The 23,491-nt window shown below is 66.2% G+C and carries 18 protein-coding genes; 8 read left to right on the forward strand and 10 right to left on the reverse strand.

The window, feature by feature from the left end; all coding sequences use genetic code 11:
* Together CSQ93_RS26610 and CSQ93_RS26615 are read right to left on the reverse strand one after the other, a co-directional pair.
* The coding region (locus CSQ93_RS26610; protein WP_099380625.1) for a type VI secretion system Vgr family protein at window positions 1-2,176 on the reverse strand (2,176 nt) is incomplete at its 3' end.
* Window positions 2,173-2,964 carry a hypothetical protein gene (locus CSQ93_RS26615; RefSeq protein WP_158301379.1) on the reverse strand — a complete coding sequence of 264 codons (792 nt, stop codon included), beginning with the start codon at window positions 2,962-2,964 and terminating at the stop codon, window positions 2,173-2,175. The genes CSQ93_RS26610 and CSQ93_RS26615, both read right to left, overlap by 4 nt.
* 220 nt (window positions 2,965-3,184) lie before the next feature.
* On the opposite strand from CSQ93_RS26615, the gene CSQ93_RS26620 reads away from it, so the two are divergent.
* From CSQ93_RS26620 to tssA, 7 genes are read left to right on the forward strand one after another with little or no spacing between them, the layout of a single operon-like run.
* Entirely contained in the window at window positions 3,185-4,027 is an 843-nt protein-coding gene (locus CSQ93_RS26620; RefSeq protein ID WP_199534525.1) for a M15 family metallopeptidase, read from the forward strand.
* 11 nt (window positions 4,028-4,038) lie between these two features.
* The gene (locus CSQ93_RS26625; protein WP_099380627.1) at window positions 4,039-4,308 is read left to right on the forward strand and encodes a PAAR domain-containing protein; all 270 of its coding nucleotides are present in this window, start codon (window positions 4,039-4,041) and stop codon (window positions 4,306-4,308) included.
* 31 nt (window positions 4,309-4,339) lie between these two features.
* The gene (locus CSQ93_RS26630; protein ID WP_099380628.1) at window positions 4,340-5,776 is read left to right on the forward strand and encodes a hypothetical protein; all 1,437 of its coding nucleotides are present in this window, start codon (window positions 4,340-4,342) and stop codon (window positions 5,774-5,776) included.
* A gap of 53 nt (window positions 5,777-5,829) precedes the next feature.
* The gene (tssM, locus tag CSQ93_RS26635) at window positions 5,830-9,594 is read left to right on the forward strand and encodes a type VI secretion system membrane subunit TssM (protein ID WP_099380655.1); all 3,765 of its coding nucleotides are present in this window, start codon (window positions 5,830-5,832) and stop codon (window positions 9,592-9,594) included.
* Window positions 9,591-10,574 carry a type VI secretion system-associated protein TagF gene (tagF, locus tag CSQ93_RS26640; protein WP_099380629.1) on the forward strand — a complete coding sequence of 328 codons (984 nt, stop codon included), beginning with the start codon at window positions 9,591-9,593 and terminating at the stop codon, window positions 10,572-10,574. Before tssM ends, tagF begins: the two co-directional genes overlap by 4 nt.
* A gap of 2 nt (window positions 10,575-10,576) precedes the next feature.
* The gene (locus CSQ93_RS26645) at window positions 10,577-11,389 is read left to right on the forward strand and encodes an OmpA family protein (protein WP_099380630.1); all 813 of its coding nucleotides are present in this window, start codon (window positions 10,577-10,579) and stop codon (window positions 11,387-11,389) included.
* Window positions 11,390-11,437: 48 nt separating this feature from the next.
* Window positions 11,438-12,475: a type VI secretion system protein TssA gene (gene tssA / locus CSQ93_RS26650; RefSeq protein ID WP_099380631.1), complete on the forward strand. Its 1,038-nt coding sequence runs from the start codon at window positions 11,438-11,440 to the stop codon at window positions 12,473-12,475.
* A 13-nt stretch (window positions 12,476-12,488) separates the two neighbouring features.
* On the opposite strand, the gene tssH is transcribed toward tssA, so the two are convergent.
* From tssH to CSQ93_RS29590, 8 genes are all read right to left on the reverse strand, one after another.
* Window positions 12,489-15,146, reverse strand: coding sequence for a type VI secretion system ATPase TssH (gene tssH, locus CSQ93_RS26655; RefSeq protein ID WP_099380632.1), 2,658 nt, complete (start codon window positions 15,144-15,146; stop codon window positions 12,489-12,491).
* A 55-nt stretch (window positions 15,147-15,201) separates the two neighbouring features.
* Window positions 15,202-16,287 carry a type VI secretion system baseplate subunit TssG gene (tssG, locus tag CSQ93_RS26660; RefSeq protein ID WP_099380633.1) on the reverse strand — a complete coding sequence of 362 codons (1,086 nt, stop codon included), beginning with the start codon at window positions 16,285-16,287 and terminating at the stop codon, window positions 15,202-15,204.
* Window positions 16,251-18,095, reverse strand: a complete 1,845-nt coding sequence (gene tssF, locus CSQ93_RS26665) for a type VI secretion system baseplate subunit TssF (RefSeq protein WP_099380634.1) — start codon at window positions 18,093-18,095, stop codon at window positions 16,251-16,253. The genes tssG and tssF overlap by 37 nt, the downstream gene beginning before the upstream one ends.
* A gap of 2 nt (window positions 18,096-18,097) precedes the next feature.
* Entirely contained in the window at window positions 18,098-18,589 is a 492-nt protein-coding gene (gene tssE, locus CSQ93_RS26670; protein WP_035817453.1) for a type VI secretion system baseplate subunit TssE, read from the reverse strand.
* Between the two features lie 95 nt (window positions 18,590-18,684).
* A complete protein-coding gene (locus tag CSQ93_RS26675) occupies window positions 18,685-19,176 on the reverse strand; it encodes an Hcp family type VI secretion system effector (protein WP_035817450.1) in 492 nt (163 codons plus the stop codon).
* Window positions 19,177-19,209: 33 nt separating this feature from the next.
* Window positions 19,210-20,694, reverse strand: a complete 1,485-nt coding sequence (gene tssC / locus CSQ93_RS26680) for a type VI secretion system contractile sheath large subunit (protein WP_077402280.1) — start codon at window positions 20,692-20,694, stop codon at window positions 19,210-19,212.
* Window position 20,695: 1 nt separating this feature from the next.
* On the reverse strand, window positions 20,696-21,205 hold the full coding sequence (tssB, locus tag CSQ93_RS26685; protein ID WP_099380635.1) for a type VI secretion system contractile sheath small subunit: 510 nt from the start codon (window positions 21,203-21,205) through the stop codon (window positions 20,696-20,698).
* A gap of 72 nt (window positions 21,206-21,277) precedes the next feature.
* Window positions 21,278-21,853 (reverse strand): hypothetical protein, encoded by a 576-nt coding sequence (locus tag CSQ93_RS29590; protein WP_233516362.1) that lies wholly within the window; start codon window positions 21,851-21,853, stop codon window positions 21,278-21,280.
* Window positions 21,854-22,142: 289 nt separating this feature from the next.
* On the opposite strand from CSQ93_RS29590, the gene tssK reads away from it, so the two are divergent.
* Window positions 22,143-23,489 (forward strand): type VI secretion system baseplate subunit TssK, encoded by a 1,347-nt coding sequence (gene tssK / locus CSQ93_RS26695; protein WP_099380636.1) that lies wholly within the window; start codon window positions 22,143-22,145, stop codon window positions 23,487-23,489.
* Window positions 23,490-23,491 lie beyond the last annotated feature (2 nt).

Here is a 23,491-nt window from a genome sequence, read left to right on the forward strand (position 1 = left end):
GGCTGGCATACGCGACCGTCTTGTGCGTGACGGCGGCGGCGCTGAAGGTTGCACCCAGCTTGGCTGCCTGCTTGAGCAAGACCATGCCCGGTGCATTGTCGCCGGCCGGATCGCGCGCCTGCGCGTCATGGTTGACGAGGTAGCTGGAAATGAGCAGGCCGGCACCGGCCCGCACGGCGCCGTAAGCGTCGGTGCGCAGCTCGGCGCCCGTGCCGCGCAGGCTGCCCCGGTAATTGTCGGCCGCATGGATCAGGTGGCCAAGATTGAGTTCGCTTGCCGCATGGCTGCTCTTGAGCTGGATGCGCCCCTGCTGGTCGGTATCGTCGAACAGCAACTGGTTGTAGCCAGAGCCGGAGCCGGCGGCGCCGAATTCCTTGCTGCGGATGCCCCATTGCGCCGCGCCGTTGCGATGGCCCGCGCTACCGCCAGCCGCGCCATGCCAGAGCGGGCTGTTGCCGCCAGCCACGTTGCCCTGCGCCGATGGCGCATGGTCACGCGCCGGCTCGAAGACGCTGGCGTCCGCGGGCTTGTCCGTGATGCCGCCCGGCGAGGGCGCGACGCCGCCCTCGCCTTGCCCGTTGTACAGGGCGCCGACGATGATGGGCCGGTCGATATCGCTTTCCAGAAATTGCACCAGCACTTCCTGGCCGATGCGCGGCAGGAACTGGCTGCCCATGCCGCCGCCGGCCGAGCGCTGCGCCACGCGCACCCAGCAGGTGGCGCTGCCGTCAAGTTGCCAGTGGAAACGGATGCGCACCCGGCCCAGCTTGTCGCAATGGATTTCGCTGCCGCCGCTGGCGCTGGTGCCGCCGTCGGCGCCGACGACGATGGCGCTCTGGCTGCCGCAGGCCGTCGGTTTCGGGTGGTGGCGCGCGTCGCCGCCGTCATGCACGGGGCGCCATGGCGTATCGGCCGCGATCGCTTCAATATGGTTGGCATAGCCGCTCTCGGCCGCCTGCGCGATCACTTGCGGGAAATGCGCGATATCGCGCGGCGCCAGCGCCTGGCCAGCCAGGCTTTCCTGCAGCAATTCGGGAATGGGGCCGAACAGTTCAGCCAAGCCCTGCCTGGCGGGCGCCGGCAGATTATTCACGCCCACGCTGCACACGCGCAGCACCACCAGCGCCGGCGCCTCGGCGCCGTCCTGCTGCAGCGGTCCCTGCGTCAGGGTAAAGCGCGTGCCGGCACGCAAGGTGCGCACGGTCGAACGCGCCTGCCAGCGCTCGCCGCGCGCTTCGATCGCCTGCATCTGCAGCAAGGCATAGCGTTCGGCCTGGGCCGCACTGGCATAAAAATACTGGCCGGGCGTGTCATAGCTTTCCAGCGCGGGCGCGCTTTTCCCGCCCGGTGCCAGCCGCGTGGGCACGCTGGCGCCGACGGCCTTCTTGGCCTTGTAATCGTAGCTGAGCACTGTTGCCACCGCCGTGCGCAAGCCGTGTGCCCGGCACAGCGCCTGGATGGAATCGGCCTGTTCCATGGCCCGCGCGCCCTGAAAACGGATGCCGCCGCCTTGCGCGCTGCTGGCATCTTCCGGCACCGCGCTCAGGGCGCTGCTGTCGGCGAACAGCACCAGGCAATGGCCTCCCTCGTGTTCTTCGAAACGCCAGGCCAGGCCTTCTTCGCCCAGCAGGCGCGTGACGAAGGCCAGGTCCGACTCGCGGTACTGGCAGCAATAGCTGCGCGGCTGCGCCTCGGCCATGAACGGCCCGGTATCGCCGCTCCAGCGCCAGTCGGCTTGCGGCGCGTAGGCCTGGAACACGCTGTCGACGATCTCGATCACGCTCTTGTCTTGCCAGACGCGGCTGTTGCGTACCTGGCTCAACAGCCATAACCACGGCGTCAGGCGCAGCCGGAAACGGGCCAGTCCGCCATCGCTGCCCAGCATGGCGGCAGCGCTGATATAGCCGCTAAAGACAGCGCGGCTGCCATCGGCCAGGCTGGCGTGCAGCGCGGCCGGCTTGCCCAGCAACGGCGCCAGCGCCACATTCGCCTGCGTGGACAGCACGATGATGTCGCGCGCGCCCACGGTCTGCAACTGTTCGTCGGCGACAAACGCTTCCACCAGCCACTGCGCCGTCCCGCCTTCGCCGCCGTCCAGCGACAGTTCATACAGCCGCGTCACGCTGCTGAAACCAGCCAGGGAAGCGTTGACCTGATCGGCGCTGGCGGCACTCATTTTCCGTCTTTCGCGGCAGCTTGCCCGGCCTTGCATTGCGCGTTGTCGGTATGGCCCTGGCAGGCGCGCGCGCGGCAGGCCACGGCCGCGTCGCGCTTGAGCGCCGCGCATTGCTGCAACTGGGCCCGCAGGCCGGACGCGGTTTTCTTTTGCGCCGGCGCGGCCTGCGCGTGGGCAAGCAGGGCCGACAGCAGGGCGATATCGCTGTCTTCCGCGCGGCGCACGGGCGTGGCAGCAGGCCCTTTCGCCGCTGGCTTTTTGGCTGCCGGACGGGGCGCCTTGGCCACCGGTTTCGCTGCAGCCGGTGGTGGCGATGGCGTTTCCAGCGCCTTGCTCAGCACATCGCCGGGATGCGCGGCACTCGCGTTCCGGGCAGCGGCAGTGGCGGTTGTGGCGGTCGCGCCGGCATCGAGCATCTCGCTCAGGCTCTGCTGCGGTGCGGCTGCGCCGGGCGGCGCCTCGTCATGGATGCTGGCAACGGCCGGCGGCGCCGCCACGACGGCGGGTACGGCGGTGGCGGCGGGCAGGGAAAGCGGCGCAGCGTCGTCGCCAGCCCGTTCTCCGCGCTGGCCCAGCCAGACGCCGGCGGCCAACAAGAGCAGCAGCGCGGCCACCGCGCCCATGCCCCCGCGCAGCGCCAGACTGCCGCGCCTGGCCCTGACGGGCGAGCCGGTATTGCCACCCTCGAGCGTGGTCAGGATGCGGTTACGGTCGGCCTCCGCCTGCTGCGCCTGGGTCAACAGGCTGGGCCGGGCCGGGAGCCGGGGGCTATCGTCATGAGTTCGCAAAATGTGCGCTCCTGTAATATTTGCAAGACTTTACGCTATTCAACAAAATCATGACGCGTGCCATAAAATCAACAGTGCGCACCCCCCGCACAATTGAAAAAAGCCCCCCTTAATTATCAGTTTTGTAAGATATACTTCCAGGCAATATCCATCGCTTCCCTGTTTTCTGTGATGGACAGCACCGTTTCCCGCAGCCAAACATTTCCTGATTGAGGTTAGCGTGTTCCTACTCGCGGTAGCGCTGTATTTCATCCTGGCATGCCTGATCAGCTGGCTGATCCTGTTCCCGGCCGGGCGCGATTTCGTGCTGCACGCCGTCGACGGCGCGGAGCAGCGCCTGGCGGCCTGCCTGCAGCGCGTGACCAGGCGCCGGCAGTCGGGCATGGCCAGCCTGGCACAGCGATGCGCCACGCTGTGGGCCCGCACTGCCGAGCTGCTGCGCCGTCATTACCTGCTGTGTCTCGCGGGCGTGGCCGCGATCAGCCTGCCGACCCTGCTGGCCCTGATGGCCGACAGCAAATCCATGCTGGGCGCCTACGATGTGTCGACGCGGGAAATGAATACGCAGGTGGCCAGCCTGTTGCAGGGTGAGCAGCTGGTGCCGCCCGTCGACCTGCCGCCGCTGGTGTTTGCCACCGAAGAAGTGCGCCAGGAGCGCCCGCTGCTGGTATCGGCCAGCCGCAACTGGACCTTGCTGAATGTGGAATACGCCCAGCGCCTGCTGCTGGTCTTCAAGATCATGAAGGAAAAACACGGCTACGAGATGGCGCTGCTGGAAGGCTACCGCAGTCCCGAGCGGCAAGACATGTTGGCGGGCATGGGTCCCAACGTCAGCAACGCGGCCGCCTTTCAAAGCTGGCACCAGTACGGCCTGGCGGCCGACTGCGCCTTCCTGCGCAATGGCAAGCTGGTCATTTCCGAGAAGGATCCGTGGGCCATGCGCGGCTACCAGCTGTATGGCGAAGTGGCCGAATCGGTCGGCATGACCTGGGGCGGACGCTGGAAGATGATGGATTTCGGACATACCGAACTGCGCCTGCCCGGCGTAATGAAAAAACACTGAAGGGAGCGCGTATGGCGGGTCCGGTAATCAGATTAGGCGACAAGACATCGCATGGCGGCACCGTGCTGGAAGCATCGGCGGTGAGCGACAGCGGCGGCATCGGCATGGCGCGGGTCGGCGACAAGGTTGCCTGCCCCCTGCCCGGCCATGGCGTGTGCCCCATCGTCAGCGGCGACCCCGGCTTCATCGTCGATGGCAAGCCCGTGGCGCGCCACGGCGACAAGACCAGCTGTGGGGCGCTGCTGATCGCCAGCCAGCAAGCTACCATCGACCAGGCATGACGGCCCTGCCCATACGCGGAGGAGCCCGCTGATGCGCCCCTGGTTGCGACGCTGCCTGTTGAGCGTGTCCGTCTTTGCGCTGAGCTGGACGGGCGCCATCGCCTACTGGCGCGACAGCACGCGCATGCCGACGCCGGGCGAACTGGCCGGCGCCATGCTGGCACTGCCGCTGGCACTGCTATTGCTGCTGTGGCTGGGTAAAAAAGTGCTGGCCAGGCTGCTGGCCGGGCCAGCCCTGGCGGCGCCGGGCCTTGCCGCCCCCCTCCAGGCCGAGGCGGCGACACCTCCCGCGGCGCCGGTGCCGCTGCATATCGTGGCGGCCAGCCTGCGCATGCCGGGCGGCGCCACGCCGTCAGAATTGCTGGCCGCCATGCGCTCCCGCCAAAGCCGTCCCGCGCTCGACAGCCAGCTGCTCGATGAAGATGGCTATCCCCTGCTGTGTGCCAGGGTGGACGGCATCGACGAAGAGCTGCAGCAGCAATTGCTGGCCGCCTGGCTGCGCGAGCATCCGCAAGCCGACCTGGCGAGCGAACCGTTTCCCTTCAATCCGGAAGACTTGCGCGCGCTGGCCCTGGGCGCCGTGGTGCTGGCCGAACTGGTGGACGAAGCCCAGCAGCATGCGCTGTCCGCAGGCGCACCGGCCTCGCCGGCCAGCGCGCTGCCCATGCTGCGGCTGCACCTGCTGATGCCGGCCTCGTGGAGCGCCGCCCAGCACCAGGCCGGCGACGCCTGGCTGCGCCAACTGACGCGCGAGCAGGGCTGGCCAGCGCAGCAGTTGCTGCCGCCCACCGAACCGGCCACCCGGCAACTGGCGCCGTTTGTCCTCTTGAACCAGCTTGCCGGGCACGCGACGCCACAGCAGCCGCCCTGCCTGTCCATCGTGCTGGCCTGCGATTCGCACCTGGGCGAGCTGCGCGTGCATGTCCTGGCGAGCCAGGGCCAGCTGTTCAGCGCCAGCCAGGCGCAAGGACAGATTCCCGGCGAAGGCGCGGCCGGCCTGCTGCTGGCCATCCCTGGCGCGGCGCCACCACTGGACGAGCCGGCGCCAGTCCTGCTGCACCGCGCCGCCACGGGCGAACTGCCGCAGGGCGCCAGCCAGCGGGGAGCAGCCGACAAGAACATGCTGGCGGACCTGGGCAGGCAGGCGCTGGCGGCGGCAGGCGACGAGGCGACGGCCGGCATCGCGCTGGTCAGCGCCGATACCGACCAGCGCGCCAACCGCATGCTCGAACTGATGCAATGCGCCGCTGCCCTCCTGCCCCAGCTGGACCTGGGCGAGCAGGTGCTGGGCGTCGGCGCCGCATGCGGCCAGTGCGGCGCCGTCACGACGCTGGCCGCATTGGCCATGGCGCGGCAGGCGGCGGCCGACGACGGCGCGCACGTCTTATGTCTCAGCAACCTTGATCCACTCCAGCGCGGCGCCCTCGTCATTGGTCCCCCCGCAAAAAGCAGTCACAGCACCACCTGATACAGCGACGCCCCATTCACGCACCTTAACGGTTTGCACACTATAAAACTATGATGCAACGATTCTGGCACTTCCTGACTTCACGCACCAGCCTGCTCATCCTCGGCATCGCGGCCGCCATCCTGCTGCTGTTCGCCTGCGCCGTCATTTTCGACTGGCCGGCCATCCGGCTGCTGCCCTTCCTGGCCGCGGCGGCGCTGCTGGGCGCCATCGTGTGGTGGCTGCGCCGCCGCCGGCGCCGGCGCGAGGGCGCCAGCTTCAACAGCATGCTGGAGCAGCAGGCGGCCAGCGCCGCGTCCAAGGCCGGTCCGGTGCAGCGCGAGGAAACCGAAGCCATCCGCAAGCGCATGCTGGAAGCGATCAATACCATCAAGACATCGCGGCTGGGCCAGCTGTCGGGCGATGCCGCGCTGTATGAATTGCCGTGGTACATGATCATCGGCAATCCCGCCGCCGGCAAGAGCACGGCGATCGCCAATTCCGGCCTGCAGTTTCCTTTTGTCGACAGCAAGATCGTGCAAGGCATGGGCGGCACGCGCAACTGCGACTGGTTTTTCACCACCGACGGCATCCTGCTCGACACGGCCGGTCGCTACGCCATCAACGATGAAGACCGCGCCGAATGGTTCGGTTTCCTCAACCTGCTGAAAAAGCACCGCAAGCGCGCGCCGATCAACGGCATCATCATCGCCGTCAGCATTGCCGAGCTGACCGGCAGCAAGCCCGAATTCGCCATCGAACTGGCCAAGAACCTGCGCCAGCGCGTGCAGGAACTGACGGAGAAGCTGGAAGTCCATGCGCCCGTGTACGTGGTATTCACCAAGGCCGACCTGATCACCGGCTTTAGCGAATTTTTCCAGGATGCCGAGCGCGCCGAACGCGACAAGGTCTGGGGCGCCACCCTGCCCTACAGCGTCAACAGCTCGAAGCAGGATGTGCTGGAGCAGTTCGACCAGCGCTTCGACGAGCTGTACGATGGCCTGAAGGACCTCAGCCTGGCCAATATGTCGCTGCTGGGACGCGAGCGCATGCCGCCCGGCGTGTTCACCTTCCCGCTGGAATTCAGCTCCGTGAAGGGGCCGCTGCGCGCCTTCATCGCCACCCTGTTCGAGGAAAATCCGTTCCAGTTCAAGCCCGTCTTCCGCGGTTTCTATTTCACCAGCGCGCTGCAGGAAGGCGCTTCCGTCTCCGCCTCGTCGGAACGGGTGGCGCAGCGCTTCGACCTCAAGCCGCAGCAGCAGGAACACAAGGCGGTGCAGGTCCAGGACCAGCACGGCTACTTCCTGCTGAACCTGTTCCGCAAGGTGATCTTTGCCGACCGGGAACTGGTGGCGCAATACGCCAGCCCGCGCAAGACGCGCTTGCGCTATGCCACGTTTTTCACCGCCATCGCGCTGGCCGGTCTGGCGCTGGGCGGCTGGAGCTGGTCCTACCTGGCCAACCGCCAGCTGGCGGCCAACGTCCAGGCCGACCTGGAGCAAGCCATCAAGGTGCAGGACCAGCGCCTGGATTTGCAGTCGCGCTTCCAGGCCCTGGAAATCATGCAGGACCGCATCGAGCAGCTGGAAGCGTACCGCAGCAAGCGGCCGCTGGCGCTCAGCCTGGGCTTGTACCAGGGCGACTTGCTGGAGCGCAAACTGCGCGAAGAGTATTTTTCCGGCCTCAAGGAAGTCATGCTCGCGCCGGTGGCGCAATCGCTGGAGTCGTTCCTCGCGGAAGTAAACGCGGGCGCCGACCGGCTGCAGCCGCTGACGGCCGTGCCGGCCGGCACGACGGCCGCCACCACAGCCAATCCGCCAGCCAGTACGCCAGTCACTGCGGCAAACCAGCCCTTCAAGGATGCCGCGCCGACGAATGTGGAGGATGCCTACAATGCCCTGAAAACCTACTTGATGCTGGGCGACAAGTCGCGCGCCGAGGCCAGCCACCTGAACGACCAGCTGACCCGCTACTGGCGCGGCTGGCTCGACGCCAATCGGGGTAACATGCCGCGCGAACAGATGATCCGCAGCGCCGAGCGCCTGATCTCGTTCTACCTGACGCAGATCGACGACCCGTCCTGGCCGCAGATCGAGAACAAGCTGGCCCTGGCCGACCAGTCGCGCGACAGCCTGCGCCGCGTGGTGCGCGGCATGCCGGCGCGCGACCGCGTGTATGCGGATGTGAAGGCGCGCGCCGCCACGCGCTTCCCGTCGATGACGGTGGCGCGCATCGTTGGCGAGCAGGACAAGGAACTGGTGCTGGGCAGCTACGCCATCCCCGGCACTTTCACACGCGACGCGTGGGAAAAATACATCCAGCAGGCGTTCCAGGAAGCGGCCAACCGCGAATTGCAAAGCGCCGACTGGGTGCTCAAGACGGCGTCGAAGGATGACCTGACCCTGGAAGGCAGCCCGGAACAGATCCAGAAGGCGCTGGTGGAACTGTACAAGACCGATTACGCCAGGGAGTGGCAGAAATTCATCCAGGGCGTCAGCATCCGCGAATTGAACGGTTTCGACAACGCGGCGCAGGCGATGAACCGCCTCGGCGATCCGCAAGCGTCGCCCCTCAACAAGCTGATCGAGACGGTGTACCAGGAAACCTCGTGGGACAACCCTTCGCTGCTGGGCCAGGGCTTGCAGCGCGCCCAGCGCGGGGCGATGGACTGGTTCCGCGAAACGGTGCTGCGCCAGAAGCCCGCCGCCACGGCGGTGGGCCAGGTCGGCGGCGCCATGCCGATGGGGCCCGTCGGCCGCGAATTTTCCGGCGTGGCGCGCCTGGTGGTGGCACGCGACAAGGAAGCCTCGCCCATGCGCGGCTACCTCGCGGCCCTGTCGAAGCTGCGCGTGCGCCTCAACCAGATCAAGAACCAGGGCGACACGGGACCCGGCGCCAAGCAGCTGATGCAGCAGACGCTCGATGGCAGCGGCTCGGAGCTGGCCGACGCGCTCAAGTACGTGGACGAGCAGATGCTGACCGGCATGAGCGACCAGCAAAAGCAGGCCATCCGCCCGCTGCTGGTACGCCCGCTGATGCAGACGTTCGCCGTCATCGTCAAGCCCACCGAGACGGAGATCAACAAGGTCTGGCTGGCGCAGGTGCTCGAACCGTTCCAGAAAACCCTGGCGCCGAAATATCCGTTCGCGCCCGACTCGCGCATCGAGGCAAGCAATGCCGACATCGGCCAGGTATTCGGTCCGGAAGGCGCCATCGCCAAGTTCTTCAACACCACCATCGGCCCGCTGGTCGTGCGGCGCGGCGACGCCATCAGCGCCAGGACCTGGGCCGCGATGGGCATCACCCTGGCGCCGCCGGTGGTGGCCAGCCTGCCCGGCTGGGTCGCCCCGCTCAGCGCCAACGGCGTGGCCACGGCGGCCGGCGCCGCCGAAGCGCAGACGCGCTTCGACCTGCAGGCACTGAATGCGCCCGGCGCCACCGAATATACGATCGAAATCGATGGCCAGGCGCTGCGCTGGCGCGGCCAGCCGCAGCCCTGGGTGCACATGGTCTGGCCCAACCCGCAGGGCGTGCCCGGCTCGCGCATCAGCGCCATCACGCCGGAAGGGCGCACCGTGGTGCTGCTGAACGAACCGGGGCATTTCGGCCTGAAGAAGATGATCGACTCGGCCAGGCGCACGCGCAAGGAGGGCGGCGTATTCGAACTGAGTTGGGAGAACAGCGGCGTCACCGTGACGGCCAACCTGAAGATCGTGGCCGCGCCCGCGCCGGCCGCCACCTCCGCCGGCAACCAGGGTTTCCGTGGCCTGAAACTGCCGGAATCGGTCGCCATCGGCGCGCCGGAAACGGCCACCGCCATCGCCGGGAACACGCCATGAGCCGCCCTACCGTTACCCAGATCGGCTATTTCGGCAAGATCCCCAGCCGCGGCGACTTCATCAAGCACGGCGACAACCCGGCCCTGCTGAAGATGCTCGATGACTGGCTGGCCAACGCCATGGAACTGATGACGGCCGATGCGCGCTGGAAGCTCACCTACGATGCGCTGCCGCCGCTGCATTTCGCCTTCATCGGCCCGCGTCGCGGCCGCGCCATCGCCGGGCATATCGCCGCCAGCAGCGATGCCTCGTCGCGCCGCTTTCCCTTCCTGATGATGGGCGCCATGGACGTGGCGCAGCCGGCCGGCTTCGTGCCGACCAGTCCGCTGGTGCTGTCGCGCCTGTGGAACCGCCTCGATGCCCTGAGCACCGAGATGTGCGGTGCGGCGGCCGGCGCCGCGCTGCCGGCCGCCGCCGCGGGCGCCAGCATCGAACTGGACTTGCGCGGCAGCGCCTACGATGCCGCCTTCGACGATTTCCTCGCCTTGCAGACGGTGGGCGCGCTCGACGCCCTGCTGGCGCCCACGGGTTTTGGCGGCTCCGTGCGCCAGGTGCTGCTGGCCCTGGGCATGCTGCTGCAGCCCGTCATGGCCAGCAGCTCCAGCCGGCTGGAAAAAAGCCTGGAATTGCCGCTGCCGGCCGACCCGCTGTACCGCAACCTGGTGGCGGCCTTCTGGATGCACCTGATCGCCCCGTTCCTGGCGCGCGCCGACTTCGAACTGGCGCTGTTCATCACCCGCATCCGCGGCCGCCATGCGCTGGTGCTGGGCTTTTGCGGCGCCTCGGCGCAGACCCTGCACGCCATCATGGAACCGCAGGCGGCGCTGGAACACCACATCGCCTTCGACGACCTGGCCTGGGTCGAGGAACACGCCAACAGCGACTACGCCATCAAGAAAGCCTCGAGCTACCTTGCGCAGGCCAACCTGTCACTCAAATCGGCGCACGACACGTTTCGTGCCGCCTTCATCGGGACCTGATCATGCGCCACATCCGCCTTGCCATCCTACTCAGCCTGGTCTTCGCGCCGGCCGGCGCCAGCGCGCAAAACGCCGCCGCGCCGGCGGCCGCTGTCTCGGCGCCCGCCGCCACCACGCCGCAACCGGGCCAGGTCCTGGCCAGCGGCACGGTGCCGGACGAAGCGGCCAAGGCGGCGGTGCTGGTACGTCTTCGCGAACTGTATGGCGCCGACAAGGTCGTCGACCAGATCGCCGTCGGCCCGGTCGCGCAGCCGGCCAACTGGAACGCCTATGTGCAAAAGCTGCTGACGGCGGACCTCAAGCAGATCCGCCGCGGCCAGCTGAAGATCGAAGGCAGCGTGGTCAGCGTGCGCGGCGAAGTGGCCAACGAGGCGCAGCGGCAAAAGATCGCCAGCGACTTCGCCACCAGCCTCAATCCCACGTACACCGTCAACAACGGCTTGCGCGTGTCCGCTTCCGAGCAGAATATCCTCGACGGCGCGCTGGCCAACCGCACCATCGAATTCGAGAGCGGCAAGACCACGCTGACGCCGTCGGGCCGCGCCATCCTCGACGAAATGAGCGCGGCGCTGCACAAGCTGGCAGGCCGCAAGGTGGACATCATCGGCCACACCGACAACCTGGGACTGCGCGCCAGCAACCAGAACCTGAGCCAGGCGCGCGCCGAGGCGGTCAAGACCTACCTGGCCGGCAAGGGCATCGACGGTGACCTGCTCAGCGCTTCCGGACAGGGCCCGGACCGTCCCATCGCCAGCAATGACAGCCCCGATGGCCGCGCGCGCAACCGCCGCATCGAATTCCGCATGGTCCAGTAAGGCCGCCATGCCGCCAGCAAGCCATCCGCCCCACTGCCGAGAACACACATGATTTCAGCCGACCAGCTCCTACTTCCCATCAGCGCCGAGCAGCCATGCGGCGTCGACCTGTCCTTCTCCACCGACTTCGACGCCATCGGCCAGGCACGCAAGTTCGACGACCCCACGCTCGACCAGGGTGAGTGGGTCACCGACCTGAAGGAAGCCGACTGGGCCTTCGTACTGCAGCGCTGCGCCGCCCTGCTGGGCGAAAAGAGCAAGGACTTGCGGCTCGCCGCCTGGCTGGCCGAAGCCAGCGCCAGGCAAGACCATTTGCGCGGTCTGGGCGAAGGCTATCGCCTGCTGGCCGGCCTGCTGCGCCAGTACTGGGACCTGGGCCTGTACCCGCAGCCCGATGGCGACGACCACGAGCAGCGCATCGGCAACCTGAGCTGGATCCTGGCGCGCACGCCATCCCTCGTGCGCGCCATGGCACTGACGGACAAGCAATCGGGCGGCTGGTCGACCATCGACTTCGAGACGGCGCGCAAGCGGGCAGCCAGCAACCAGGACGGCGTCAACGGCACCAGGCTGGTGGACATGGAGGCGGCGCGGCGCGCCACGTCGGCGCAGTTCCGCGCCGCCTTTGCCGCCGACGCCCAGTTCTGCCTGGACGCGCTGGCCGAGCTGGAACAGGCCGCCGATAGCCGCCTGGGCAAGGATAGTCCGGGCTTTTCGCTGGCGCGCGAGGCCCTGCAGGCGATGCAGCTGGCCCTGCCCGCCGCGGCCGTAACCATCCCTGCCGCCAGCGTCGCCGCCGCACCGGTGCCGGCTGGCGGCCTGGCGGCACCGGCCGCCGTGCCGGCGCTGCCGCCGGCGGCGCCCGGCGAACTGCAAAGCCGCGCCCAGGCGCTGGCGCAGCTGCGCCAGGTGGCGCAGTACTTCCGCCAGACGGAGCCGCACAGCCCCGTCTCGTACTTCGCCGACAAGGCCGCCAACGCGGGCGAACAGAATTTGCACGAATGGCTGCGCGGCGTGGTCAAGGACGGCGCCTCGCTGGCCCACATCGAGGAGCTGCTGGGCATCGCGCCCGGCAGCGGCCACTGAAGCGGCTTGACGCCTATTTGATCGTATACCGGAACTGGCCCTGCTTGCCGGCGCTGGCCTTGATACGGCTGATGCCCTGCCCTTCGGCCATGCGCGCCAGCACGGCTTCGGCGATTTCCGGCAGCAGGCTGCCGTTCAGGATATTGTCGACATTGCGCGCACCCGAATCGACTTCGGTGCAGCGCGCCAGCACCGCCTCGACCAGCGCCTCGTCGTAGATAAACTCGGCCTGGTGATTGGCGGCGATGCGCGCGGCGATCCGGCCCAGCTTCAGGCCGATGATACTGGCCAGCACATCGTCGCCGAGCGGATAGTAGGGAATCACCTTCAGGCGCCCCAGGAACGCGGGCTTGAAGACCTTCAGCAATTGCGGGCGGATGGCCAGCTCGAGCTGCTCCGGCGTCGGCAGCTGCTCTTGCGGCAGGTTCAGGCACGCCTGCATCATGCTGGCCGACGCCACGTTCGAGGTCAGGATGATGATGGTATTCTTGAAATCGATCTCGCGTCCCTCGGCATCGTCCATCACGCCCTTGTCGAAGACCTGGAAGAACAGCTCCATGACATCGGGATGCGCCTTTTCCACCTCGTCGAGCAGCAGCACGCTGTACGGATTGCGGCGCACGGCCTCGGTCAGCACGCCGCCTTCGCCATAGCCGACATAGCCGGGCGGCGAACCCTTCAGCCCCGACACGCTGTGGGCTTCCTGGTATTCGCTCATGTTGATGGAAATGAGCTTGCGTTCGCCGCCGTACAGCACGTCGGCCAGCGCCAGCGCCGTTTCCGTCTTGCCGATGCCGGACGGGCCGACGAACAGGAACACGCCCTTCGGCTTGTCCGGGTCGTCCAGGTTGGCGCGCGCCGTGCGCACGCGTTGCGCCACCGCCTCGATCGCGTGGGGCTGGCCCAGCACGCGCTCCTGCAGCAAATCCTTCAGCCGCAGCACCGTCTTGAGTTCATCCTTGACCATCTTGCCCAGCGGGATGCCGGTCCAGCCGGCGACGATTTCCGCCACCACGTGGCCGTCGACCTGCACCGGCACCAGCGGCGTCTCGCCCTGCAGCGACGCTAGTTCGGCCTGCAGCGCCAGCAGCTCGCGTCCCTGGCCCGCGTCGGCCGGCGTGCCCTCCTCGAGCTGGAGGCGGATCGCCTGGATCTGTTCCGACAGCGCCTTTTCGCTGTCCCAGCGCGCGGCCAGCTGCGCGTGTTCCTGCGTGGCGGCGCCGCGTTCGGCGTCGAGCAGCTGCAGCCGCGCGCCGTGGCGCGCGCCGCCGCTCTCCTCGCGCACCAGGGCCGAGGCTTCCGCATCGATGCGCTCGCGCCGGCGCGCCACGCTGTCGAGCAGGGCCGGCATGGCGCTCTGCCCCAGCGCCACCCTGGCGCAAGCCGTATCGAGCACGCTGATGGCCTTGTCCGGCAGCTGGCGGCCGGCGATGTAGCGGTGCGACAGGCGCACGGCTTCGGTGATCGCCTCGTCGAAGATGCGCACCTTGAAATGCTGTTCCATCAGCGGCGCCATGCCGCGCAACATGGCGCACGCCAGCTCTTCGCTCGGTTCCTCGATCTTGACGACCTGGAAGCGGCGCGCCAGCGCCGCATCCTTTTCAAAATATTTTTTGTATTCGCCCCAGGTGGTGGCAGCGATGGTGCGCAGCTCGCCGCGCGCCAGCGCCGGTTTCAGCAGGTTCGCCGCATCGTTCTGCCCGGCGCTGCCGCCGGCGCCGATCATCGTGTGCGCCTCGTCGATGAAAAGGATGATGGCGTGCGCGCTCTTGCCCACTTCGGCGATGACGTTTTTCAGGCGGTTCTCGAACTCGCCCTTGACGCTGGCGCCGGCCTGCAGCAGGCCCATGTCCAGCGTGTGGATTTCCACGCCCTGCAAAATGTCGGGCACGTCGCCCTGCACGATGCGCAGCGCCAGGCCCTCCACCACGGCCGTCTTGCCGACGCCCGCCTCGCCCGTCAGGATGGGATTATTCTGGCGCCGCCGCATCAGGATGTCGATCGCCTGGCGGATTTCCATGTCGCGCCCGATCACGGGATCGACCTTGCCGGCGCGCGCGCGGGCCGTCAGGTTGACGGTGAACTGATCCAGCGCCGGCGTTTTCGACGCCGCCGCACTTGCCAGTTCCCCCACGGGATCGCCGCCGGCGTCGCCCGCATCCTCCGGCCCCGTCGCCGCCTCGTCGGCTTCCTGCGAACCTTCGGTCAGCTTGTCGAGCCCGTGCTTGATCTCGTCGAGCTTGAATTCGTGGAACAGCGCCGAGCCCCGGTAGGCCAGCTGCGCCAGTTCCGGCTCGGTCAGCAGCGCCTGCAGCAGGTGGCCGCTGCGGATGCTCACCTGCCGCCCGGCGCGCAAATCGAGCGAAGCGATCAGCCAGGCATGCTCGAACAGCTTGGGCAGGCGCACGGAAAACACGGGCGTGCGCGTGTTGCCCGTCTGCAGGCGCGCCACTTCGGCGCGCAAATCCGCTTCCAGCATGCTCACGCTGACGCCGCTCCTGCGGGCAATCAGCACGAAATCGCTGTGCGGCTGCTCCAGCAGCGCGAGGAAAACGTGCTCCAGGTCGACTTCATACTGTCCCAGGCCGACGCAAAGACTGGCCGCCCGCGTGGCGGCCGTGCGGCAGGTGTCGTTCAACTTGCTGATCAGGGTTTTCAGGTTGATGCTCATGGGGCGGCGGTCCTTGTCGGGTGATGGTTAACGAAATCGGTGGAGAAGCGCGAGGTCAAGCCAGCGCATGCAGTTCATAGCGGACATCGGCGCGGTCGCTCGCCTCGCCGCCGGTGATCAGGAAACTGTCCCAGCCCAGCCGCCCGCCGCTGCGCGGCACCGCCAGCGCAATGCCCTGCACGTCGGCGGCGCGCAGCACCAGCTGCACTTCGTATTCCAGGCACAGGCCGGTGAACATGGCGAGCATCTTCTCGAGCGCGAGGGCGGCCGCGCCGCCAGGCAGGAAGGCGTCGAAGTGGCAGCGGGCCAGCGGGCCGATGGTCAGCCGCAGGCGCAGGTCGCGCTGCCAGACGCGCGCGCCGACCATGGCGGTGGCGCCCAGCAGGGCGTTGCTGCCGCCCAGCGTGCTTTGCTGCTCGCGCGGCACGTCGTACCAGCAGCCGACAAACTGGCTGACGGCGATGCGCTGCCCGAAATACTCGGACAGCACCTGGCCGATCAGCACGGCCGATGGCGGCCGGTGGCGCATGGCGGCGGCAAAGTAGCCCACCGATTCATCGAGCACGCCGGCGCCATCCCCCGCCAGGCGCTGGCGCAGCGAGGCGTTGCCCAGCCCTGCCAGCGACAGCAGCAGCGGCAGGAACTGGTCCTTGCCGTCGAGCTGGTATTTGAGTTCCAGCCGGTACTTGCGCCACGCTTCATAGAACAGGGCCAGGGCGCGGTTCGAAAACGTGTCGAGGAAGGCGCGCGGCCCCTCGTCCTTTTCATATAGCTGGTGCGTGGCGATGCGTTCCGTATAGTGCAGCGGCAGCGCGCCGGCGACGCCGAGAAACCCCATGAACGCCGGCGTGACGCGCACGTATTTCAGCTGCGCGCTGCGCAGCGCCGCGCCCAGGGCGTTGGCGTCCGTGGCCAGTTCGCGCGGCTCCGGCGCCAGCGCCTCGATCTGGCTGGGGGCGAAGTCGAGCGAGACGGAATTCTGGAAGCGCAGGAAGCTGGCCACCGCATCGTCGTGCGGCAAGCCATTGCGCCTGAGCCAAAGCTCCAGCATGCGTACCGCCTGGAAGTACTGGAAGCGGCAAGGCTGGGCAAACAGGCGCTCGATTACACTAGGCTGGAATCGCCGCTGCGTGGTTTGCATCGCCACAGCTCCTCTCCTGATTTTTTTGCCAGCACCACCAGTTGCGTGAAGCTGTTCGCATGCACATACAAACCGAGGAAGCACTCGATCACATGCGCAAAGGCGTGGATGCCGCTGCCGACGAAGGCCTCTTCGTCTATCGTCAGCCGCACTTCGACGCCGCGCACCAGGCAGGCGAAGGGATTGCCTGGCAACCAGGCATTGACGGCCTGGTGGGCGATGGCCGTGATGCCGCGGATTTGCCGCTGCGAAGTGGCCGAGCGCGGCAAGTCGTACAGGGTCAGCATTTCCTGGAACGCTTCCAGGCCGCTGCCGGCCAGCGACAGGTGATTCAGCGCCAGATGCGAAATCAAGCGCCAGTGGGCGCCCCGTCCCCGCTCGAAACGGTGCGACTCGCTGGGTTTGCGCAGCAGGCTGATGCTGCGCACGCTGGAGCCGCCTTCGAGGAACAGGTCGCCGCCGTGCAAGCCGTAGGTCAGCTGTGCCGGCAAGTCGCGGTTGGTGCAGCTCAGCTCCAGGCTGAGCGTGTCCGTTTCCACTGCGGCCGGATCGAAATCGATGTCGACGATCGATATCTGCGTCTCGTAGCCGGGACTCTTGCCGGCGATGATCTCGTCGCGCCGCATGACCCAGTAGTGGCCATCCCTGGCCGGGGTCTCGCCATGGCGCAGCGAATAGAAGGGACGGAATTCCACCACGGATTCTCCCTGCGGCGTCTGCCGCACCAGCTTGACCGAGTCGATCGACTGCACCTCGAACGCATAGGCGCGGCGCGCATCGGCCAGCACGGGATAGCTGGCGGCCGTGTGCGTGAGGCGGATAGGCTCGCCGCGCTGGCGGAACAGGTTGACCACTGGCGTGCAGCCCAGCAGCAGATTGTGCGTGTTCATCGTCCCCAGCAGGCGCGCCGTGTTCGAATCCGTGCGCAAGCCGCTCAGCGCCAGATGCAAGGTGATGCGGCGGCAGCCGGACGGCAGCGCGGCGCACAGCGCACCGAGGTCGATGTCGAAGAAATTGAATTTTTCGGGAAAGCAGAAATACTCGGTCAGCAGCCGGTAGGCCGGATGCGAGCGGGCGGAAAACGGGATCAGCGCATCGTCCTCGGCAAAGCCGGCGCTGCGCACCGGAATGCCGTCGAGCGCAACCCAGCTGCCGCTGCCGTCCGCCTCGGCGTAGGCCTTCACGGTGCGCATGAACAGGGCGTCGCGCAGCGCCGCGCAAAACGAGGGCTGGCCATCGATGAACACGCGCAGCGATGCCAGTCCCAGCTGGCCCAGCGACAGCTGCGCGGCGCTCGACTCGATGGTGATGCGCACGCCCGAGGTGGCATTCGCCGGCAGCAGCACCTGTTCCGGCGCCTCGATGATGGCGGAAAAAGCCGCATGCGTGAGCGCCAGCGGTGCCACCGTCACGGGGTAGGCCGTGCGGAAGGTGCAGGCCACGCCTTTCACGGGGCGCGTCGTCAGCTCCGTACCGCGGGCGATTTCCGCCGGCGCCGTCAACTGCGCCGCCGCGGCGGCGTAATCCATGCGGGCGATCGAGCACGAGGGAAACGGCCGCAGGTAATGCGGATAAAGCACTTCGAACAGCGCTTCGGTAAATTCGGGATAATCGTCGTCGATACGCTTCGAGATGCGCGAATTGAGCAGCGCGAACGACTGGATCATGCGCTCGATGTGCGGGTCTTCGCACACCTCGCCGCCCATCAGCAGGCGGCCTGCGATCTTCGGGTAGCGCTCGGAAAACTCGCGCGAATAGCGGCGCAGGAAACCCAGTTCGCGCTCGTAATAAGGCAGCAATTCATCCAAGGTCAGGCTCCCGTGGACGCGGCGCGGCGTCCCTTGCTGATCGTGTAATGCAGGCTGGAAGGCTGCAGGATGGCGTCGAAGCTGACCGGTTCGTGCGCCGCATGCACCACCAGCAGCGCGCTGATGGCGAAATTGAGGCGGTTGATCGAGCCTTCCTCGATTTCCAGCGATGCACGTACCTGGCGCAAGCGCGGCTCGTGACGGGCGATGGCCTTCTCCAGGCACTGGCAGATATAGGCGCGGTCGTCCGTGCTCGACAGGCTAAGCCCGGCGAAATCGTTCAAGCCGTACGTGATGATCGACTTGCCGCATTCGGGAAAGGGTTTGAGCAGCGCCTCGGGCAGCACGGCGCGCGTGTTGAGCAGCGCTTCGAGATCGCGCGCCACGGTGTCTTTCAAGTCTTCGAGCGAGAGGCGCGAGACGGTGCCGCTGGAGGCACCGTGCACGGGCGTATCCATCAGGCGGTCGAACAGGCCCGGCGTAAAACCTTTCATGGGTTTCCCGTTTCTTGGGTGGCGTGGATACCGCTGCCGGCGGCCAGGAAAGCCAGCGGCGGCAGCGCGCCGCTGGCGTACGCGGTCAGATACGGTCAGGCTGTCTTGTTGGCCGACAGGTCCCAGCCGCCGGAGGTGTTACCGCCCGAGCCGCCACCCACTTTTTGCTGCGTGTACTTCCACTTGACCTTGGAATACTTGAGCGCCAGGTCTTCGCCGAGTATGTCGCCCGCGGCCACCGATGGCGCCACGCTGCTGATCATCACATTCTCGAGTTCGATTTCGAAGTACTTGATGCGCTCGCCCTGGCCATCGGCGCGCAGGAACTCGAGCTTGGCTTTCGGGATAGTCTTGCCCGAGGAGCACGTTTGCAGCAGCAAGGGACTGGCGAGATCGGCCATCTTGGCGATAACGATATCCTTGTGCTCGGTACGTTCGGCGGTATGGCCGCCGCCTGTCGAGGCGGTCGCCGATTTGGGTTGCAACACCTGCCACTGGACCGACTTGCACTCGATCCAATCTTTGTGGCTGTTATCCGTGGATTCGCCTTTGATGCCATCAATTTGCAAGTATACGTCGATTGCCATGTCATTCCTTTCAAGGGTGTGAAGAAAAATACATTACGATTTGGTCGACTGCGGAAGCTCCGCGACCAAACGGAGTGAAACGGACAATTCGTCCAGTTGAAAATGCGGACGCAAAAAGGACACGGCGCGGTACACGCCGGGCCGGCCCGGCACTTCCGATACCTGCACCGACGCTTCGCGCAGCGGAAACTGGGCTTTCTGTTCCTGGCTGGCGTTATCGTCGAGCAGCACGTACTGCGTCAGCCAGCGGTTGAGGAAATCTTCCACGTTGGAGGCGGCGGCAAAGCTGCCGATCTTGTCGCGCATCATGGCCTTCATGTAGTGGGCGATGCGCGACACAGCGAAGATGTATTGCAGTTGCGCCGACAGCACGGCGTTCGCGTTGGCGGCGTCGGTATTGTATTTTTTCGCCTTCTGCGCCGACTGGGCGCCGAAAAACGCGGCATAGTCCGTGTTCTTGCAGTGCACGAGGGAGATGAAGCCCAGGTCGCTCAATTCCTTTTCGCGACGGTCCGTGATGGCGATCTCGGTCGGGCATTTCAGCGCCACCTCGCCCTCGTCCGTCTTGAAGGTATGCGTCGGCAAGTCTTCCACCAGGCCGCCCCCCTCCACGCCGCGGATCGCCGCGCACCAGCCGTAATCCTCGAAGGCGGCCGTCAGCTTGGTGCCGAACGCGTAGGCGGCATTGCACCACAGGTATTTCTGGTGGTCGGTGCCGTCGACGTCCTCGACGAAATTGAAGCCGTCGACGGTGGCGCCATCGAGCGGATTGAATGGCAGCCGGCCCAGGAAGCGGGGCAAGGTCAGGCCCACATAGCGCGAATCTTCCGATTCGCGCAAGGATTTCCACTTCGCATACTCGACCGTGTCGAATACCTTGGCCAGGTCGCGCGGCTTGCCCAGGTCGCTGTAGCTTTCCAGGCCAAACAGTTCCGGCGACGCGGACGAGATGAACGGCGCGTGCGCGGCGGCGGCCACATGCGACATCTGTTCGATGAAATACATGTCTTCCGGCTGGCGGCTGAATTCGAAGTCGCCCAGCAAGGTGCCGAATGGCGCCCCGCCGAAGGTGCCGAATTCCTCTTCGTAGACCTTCTTGAACATGGTCGACTGGTCGAACTCCAGCGCGCTCTGGAAATCCTTGACCAGTTCGCGCTTGGTCGCGTTCATCATCTTGATTTTCAGGTTCGTGCCGGTGGCCGTGTTCTTCACCAGGTAATGCAGGCCCGTCCAGCTGCTTTCCAGCTTCTGGAATTCGGGCGCGTGCATGATGGCGCTAAGCTGCGCGGAAATGAGCTGGTCCAGTTCGGCCACGCGGGCATCGATGGTGGCGGCCAGGTTATTCGATACCACCACCGTGCCATCCATGACCTGGCTGACCAGTTCGGAAATCAGATCCTTGGCGCGGGCGTGTTCGACGCTGGACTTGGCCACCTTGCTCTGTTCGACGATCTGGTCGAGCAAGTCGATTTCGGCGGCGCCGGCGGCGCTCAATGCGGGGGTCAGTTGTGCGGACATATCAATCTTTCCTGACGTGGGAATGTTGTTCCAGCTGGGCCAGTTTTTCCGTGCTATTGAGCACGTCATTCAGGATGTCTTCCAGTTTGTCGTTGCCGGCCAGCTTGTTGCGCAGGTCGGCCAGCTTGGTGCGCGCTTCGAGCAGCTTGCGCAGCGGCTCGACCTGCCCGACCACCGCTTCCGGCCGGAAATCGGCGATCGAGCGGAATTTCAGCTCGACGCCGAACTGGCCGCCAGCGGCGCTCAGTTCATTCGGCACGCGGAAGGTGGCGCGCGGCTCGATACCCTTCATCACTTCATCGAAATTATCGCGGTCGATATCGACGAACTTGCGGTCCTTCAGGCGCTTCTGTTCGAGTTCGGAATTGCCGCCGAAATCGCCCACCACGCCCACCACGAAGGGCAGCTCCTTGTTTTCGATGGCGTCGCCGATCTCGACGTCATACGTCATCTGCACGCGCGGCGGGCGTACCTTTTGCAAGCGCTTCTGCACACTATCTTTCTTCGACATGACATCCCCTTCCAAATATTGGCGGCATCGGCGATGCGCCTGTTGAACTGCGGCGTGCCCGTGCCTGGCTGGCTACTTCAGGGCATTGAATGGATTGGCGCTGCCCTCATCGGCAGTGCGCTTGCTTGGCTGCTTGCGCGACGCGCGCACGGGCGGCTTGTCCGGCGGCGGCACCAGCACGGTTTCGCCAAGGCTCTCGCGCAGCAGCTTGGCCAGGTCCTGCGATTCCGCGCGCAGCGGACCGGACAGGTTGTTCTGACGGCTCAGGTCGGCCAGCGCCCGCGTCGACAGGCGCAGGCCGCTGATGGCAATCACGCTGTTGGCCAGCTTGTCGGCAGGATCGCGCACCAGCACTTCCTGGGCGTTGAGGATGGCTTCGCCATACTGGCCGGCATCGTAGCGGCTTTGCGCCATGCGCACCCAGGGCTGCTTGTCGGCGGGCGCCGCGGCGGCCGCCTCCTGCCACAGCGCCAGCGCCGCCGCCTTGTTGCCCGTGTCCACCGCCTGCGTGGCCTTGGCCATCAGCTCCTCCAGCGTCGGCGGCGCCACGACGGGCGGCGCTTTGGCTACCGGCGCCGTACTGCAGGCGCTGAGGGCAAAAGCACAGGCGATAACTGCAAGCGTGCGTAGCGAAACCGAGCGTGTCATGTTGAGCTTTCCTTCAAAAAAGAAGACTGTTTGGTGAACTGAAAAGTTGCTTTTTATAGTTGCTAATTATCTATTTTTCGGAGCGTAGCATGATTTGAAAATTCACTGCGTTCAATAGAAAATACGCGAAAACTCACACTACTCGCGCTAAAAACGTACAGTACGCACCATTCTTCAAGATAATGTTAAGGTTCTTGCAGTTGCGAAAAAAGCACCAGGTTGCGCGATGCGAAGCATGATTTTCAGTCGCTGCCGCGCGCCTCACTGTGTCTGGCATAGAGGGCAATCCATGAGCATGGCAAACAAATTGTTATGGGGCGAAGGGCTGTTTCTGCGGCCCCAGCATTTCCAGCAGCAAGACCACTACCACGAACAGCGCCTGCACGAGAGCGTCAAGGCACTGCACCCGTATGCGTGGGGAGTGAACCAGTTGCAGATCGACCGCGATGCGCTGGCCAACAACAGCTTGCGCCTGCTGGAACTGTCGCTGGTCTTCCAGGACGGCGAAATCTACAACGCCGCCGGGAGCGATGAACTGCCCGACGCGCTGGACTTGGGCAACGTGCCGTCGTCCTTGCAATCGGTGACCTTCCACGCCGCCTTGCCGGCTTTCAAGCCATTCGGCGGCAACTTCGCCGCCAGCGGCCAGCCCAACAACGCGGCGCGCTACGCCCAGGCCAATCTCAGCACGCCGGACCTGTACACCCAGGCCGCGCAGGCTGAACTGACCTACCTGAAAAAAACCCTGCGGCTGGTCGCCGATGCCGAGCCGCGCGATTCCTACGTCAGCTTCCCCCTGCTGCGCCTGCGGCGCCTGTCGACGGGCGGCTTCGAGCAGGACCCGGCCTTCGTCCCCCCCAGCCTGTCCATCCGCAGCGCGCCCCTGCTGTTCCTGCAGCTGCGCCGCCTGATCGACGCGCTGCAAGCCAAGGTCAACGCGCTGTACGGGCACCACCGCGAGCCGAGCAAGAGCGTGATTGAGTTCCGCTCGGGCGACATGTCCTCGTTCTGGCTGCTGCATACGGCCAGCGCGGCCTACGCATCGCTCAGCCATTATTTCCATCATCCGGGGCTGCATCCGGAGCGGCTGTACGAACAGCTGCTGGCCCTGGCGGGCGGCTTGATGACCTTTTCAAGAAGCCATGCGCTGGCCGACCTGCCGCCGTACCGGCATGCCGATCCCGGCCCCGCGTTCGCCCAGCTGCACGCCATGATCCGCGAATTGCTCGACACCGTGATCTCGTCGAAATACTTCGCCATCGCGCTGACGGAAACCAAGCCGTCCTACCATCACGGCAAGCTGGACTCGGAAAAGATCGATGCCAAGACGGCGTTCTACCTGGGCGTGTCGGCCGACATGGCCGGCGTGGAGCTGGTCGACGTGGTGCCGCTGCGCTTCAAGGTGGGCGCGCCGGACGATGTGGAAAAATTCGTCCTGTCCGCCCTGCCCGGGGTGCGCCTGCAGCATGCGCCGCAGGTGCCGGCCGCCGTGCCGGTGCGTCCCGACATGTTTTACTTCACCATCGAGGCCAAGGGGCAGATGTACGAACGCATGCTGCAGGCGCAGTCGCTGCTGGTCTATGTCCCGTCCGGCATGCGTGAACTGAAACTCGAACTTGTCGCCGTCACTTCCTGAGG

The organism is Janthinobacterium sp. BJB426, assembly GCF_002735705.1.
Taxonomy (GTDB): domain Bacteria; phylum Pseudomonadota; class Gammaproteobacteria; order Burkholderiales; family Burkholderiaceae_D; genus Janthinobacterium.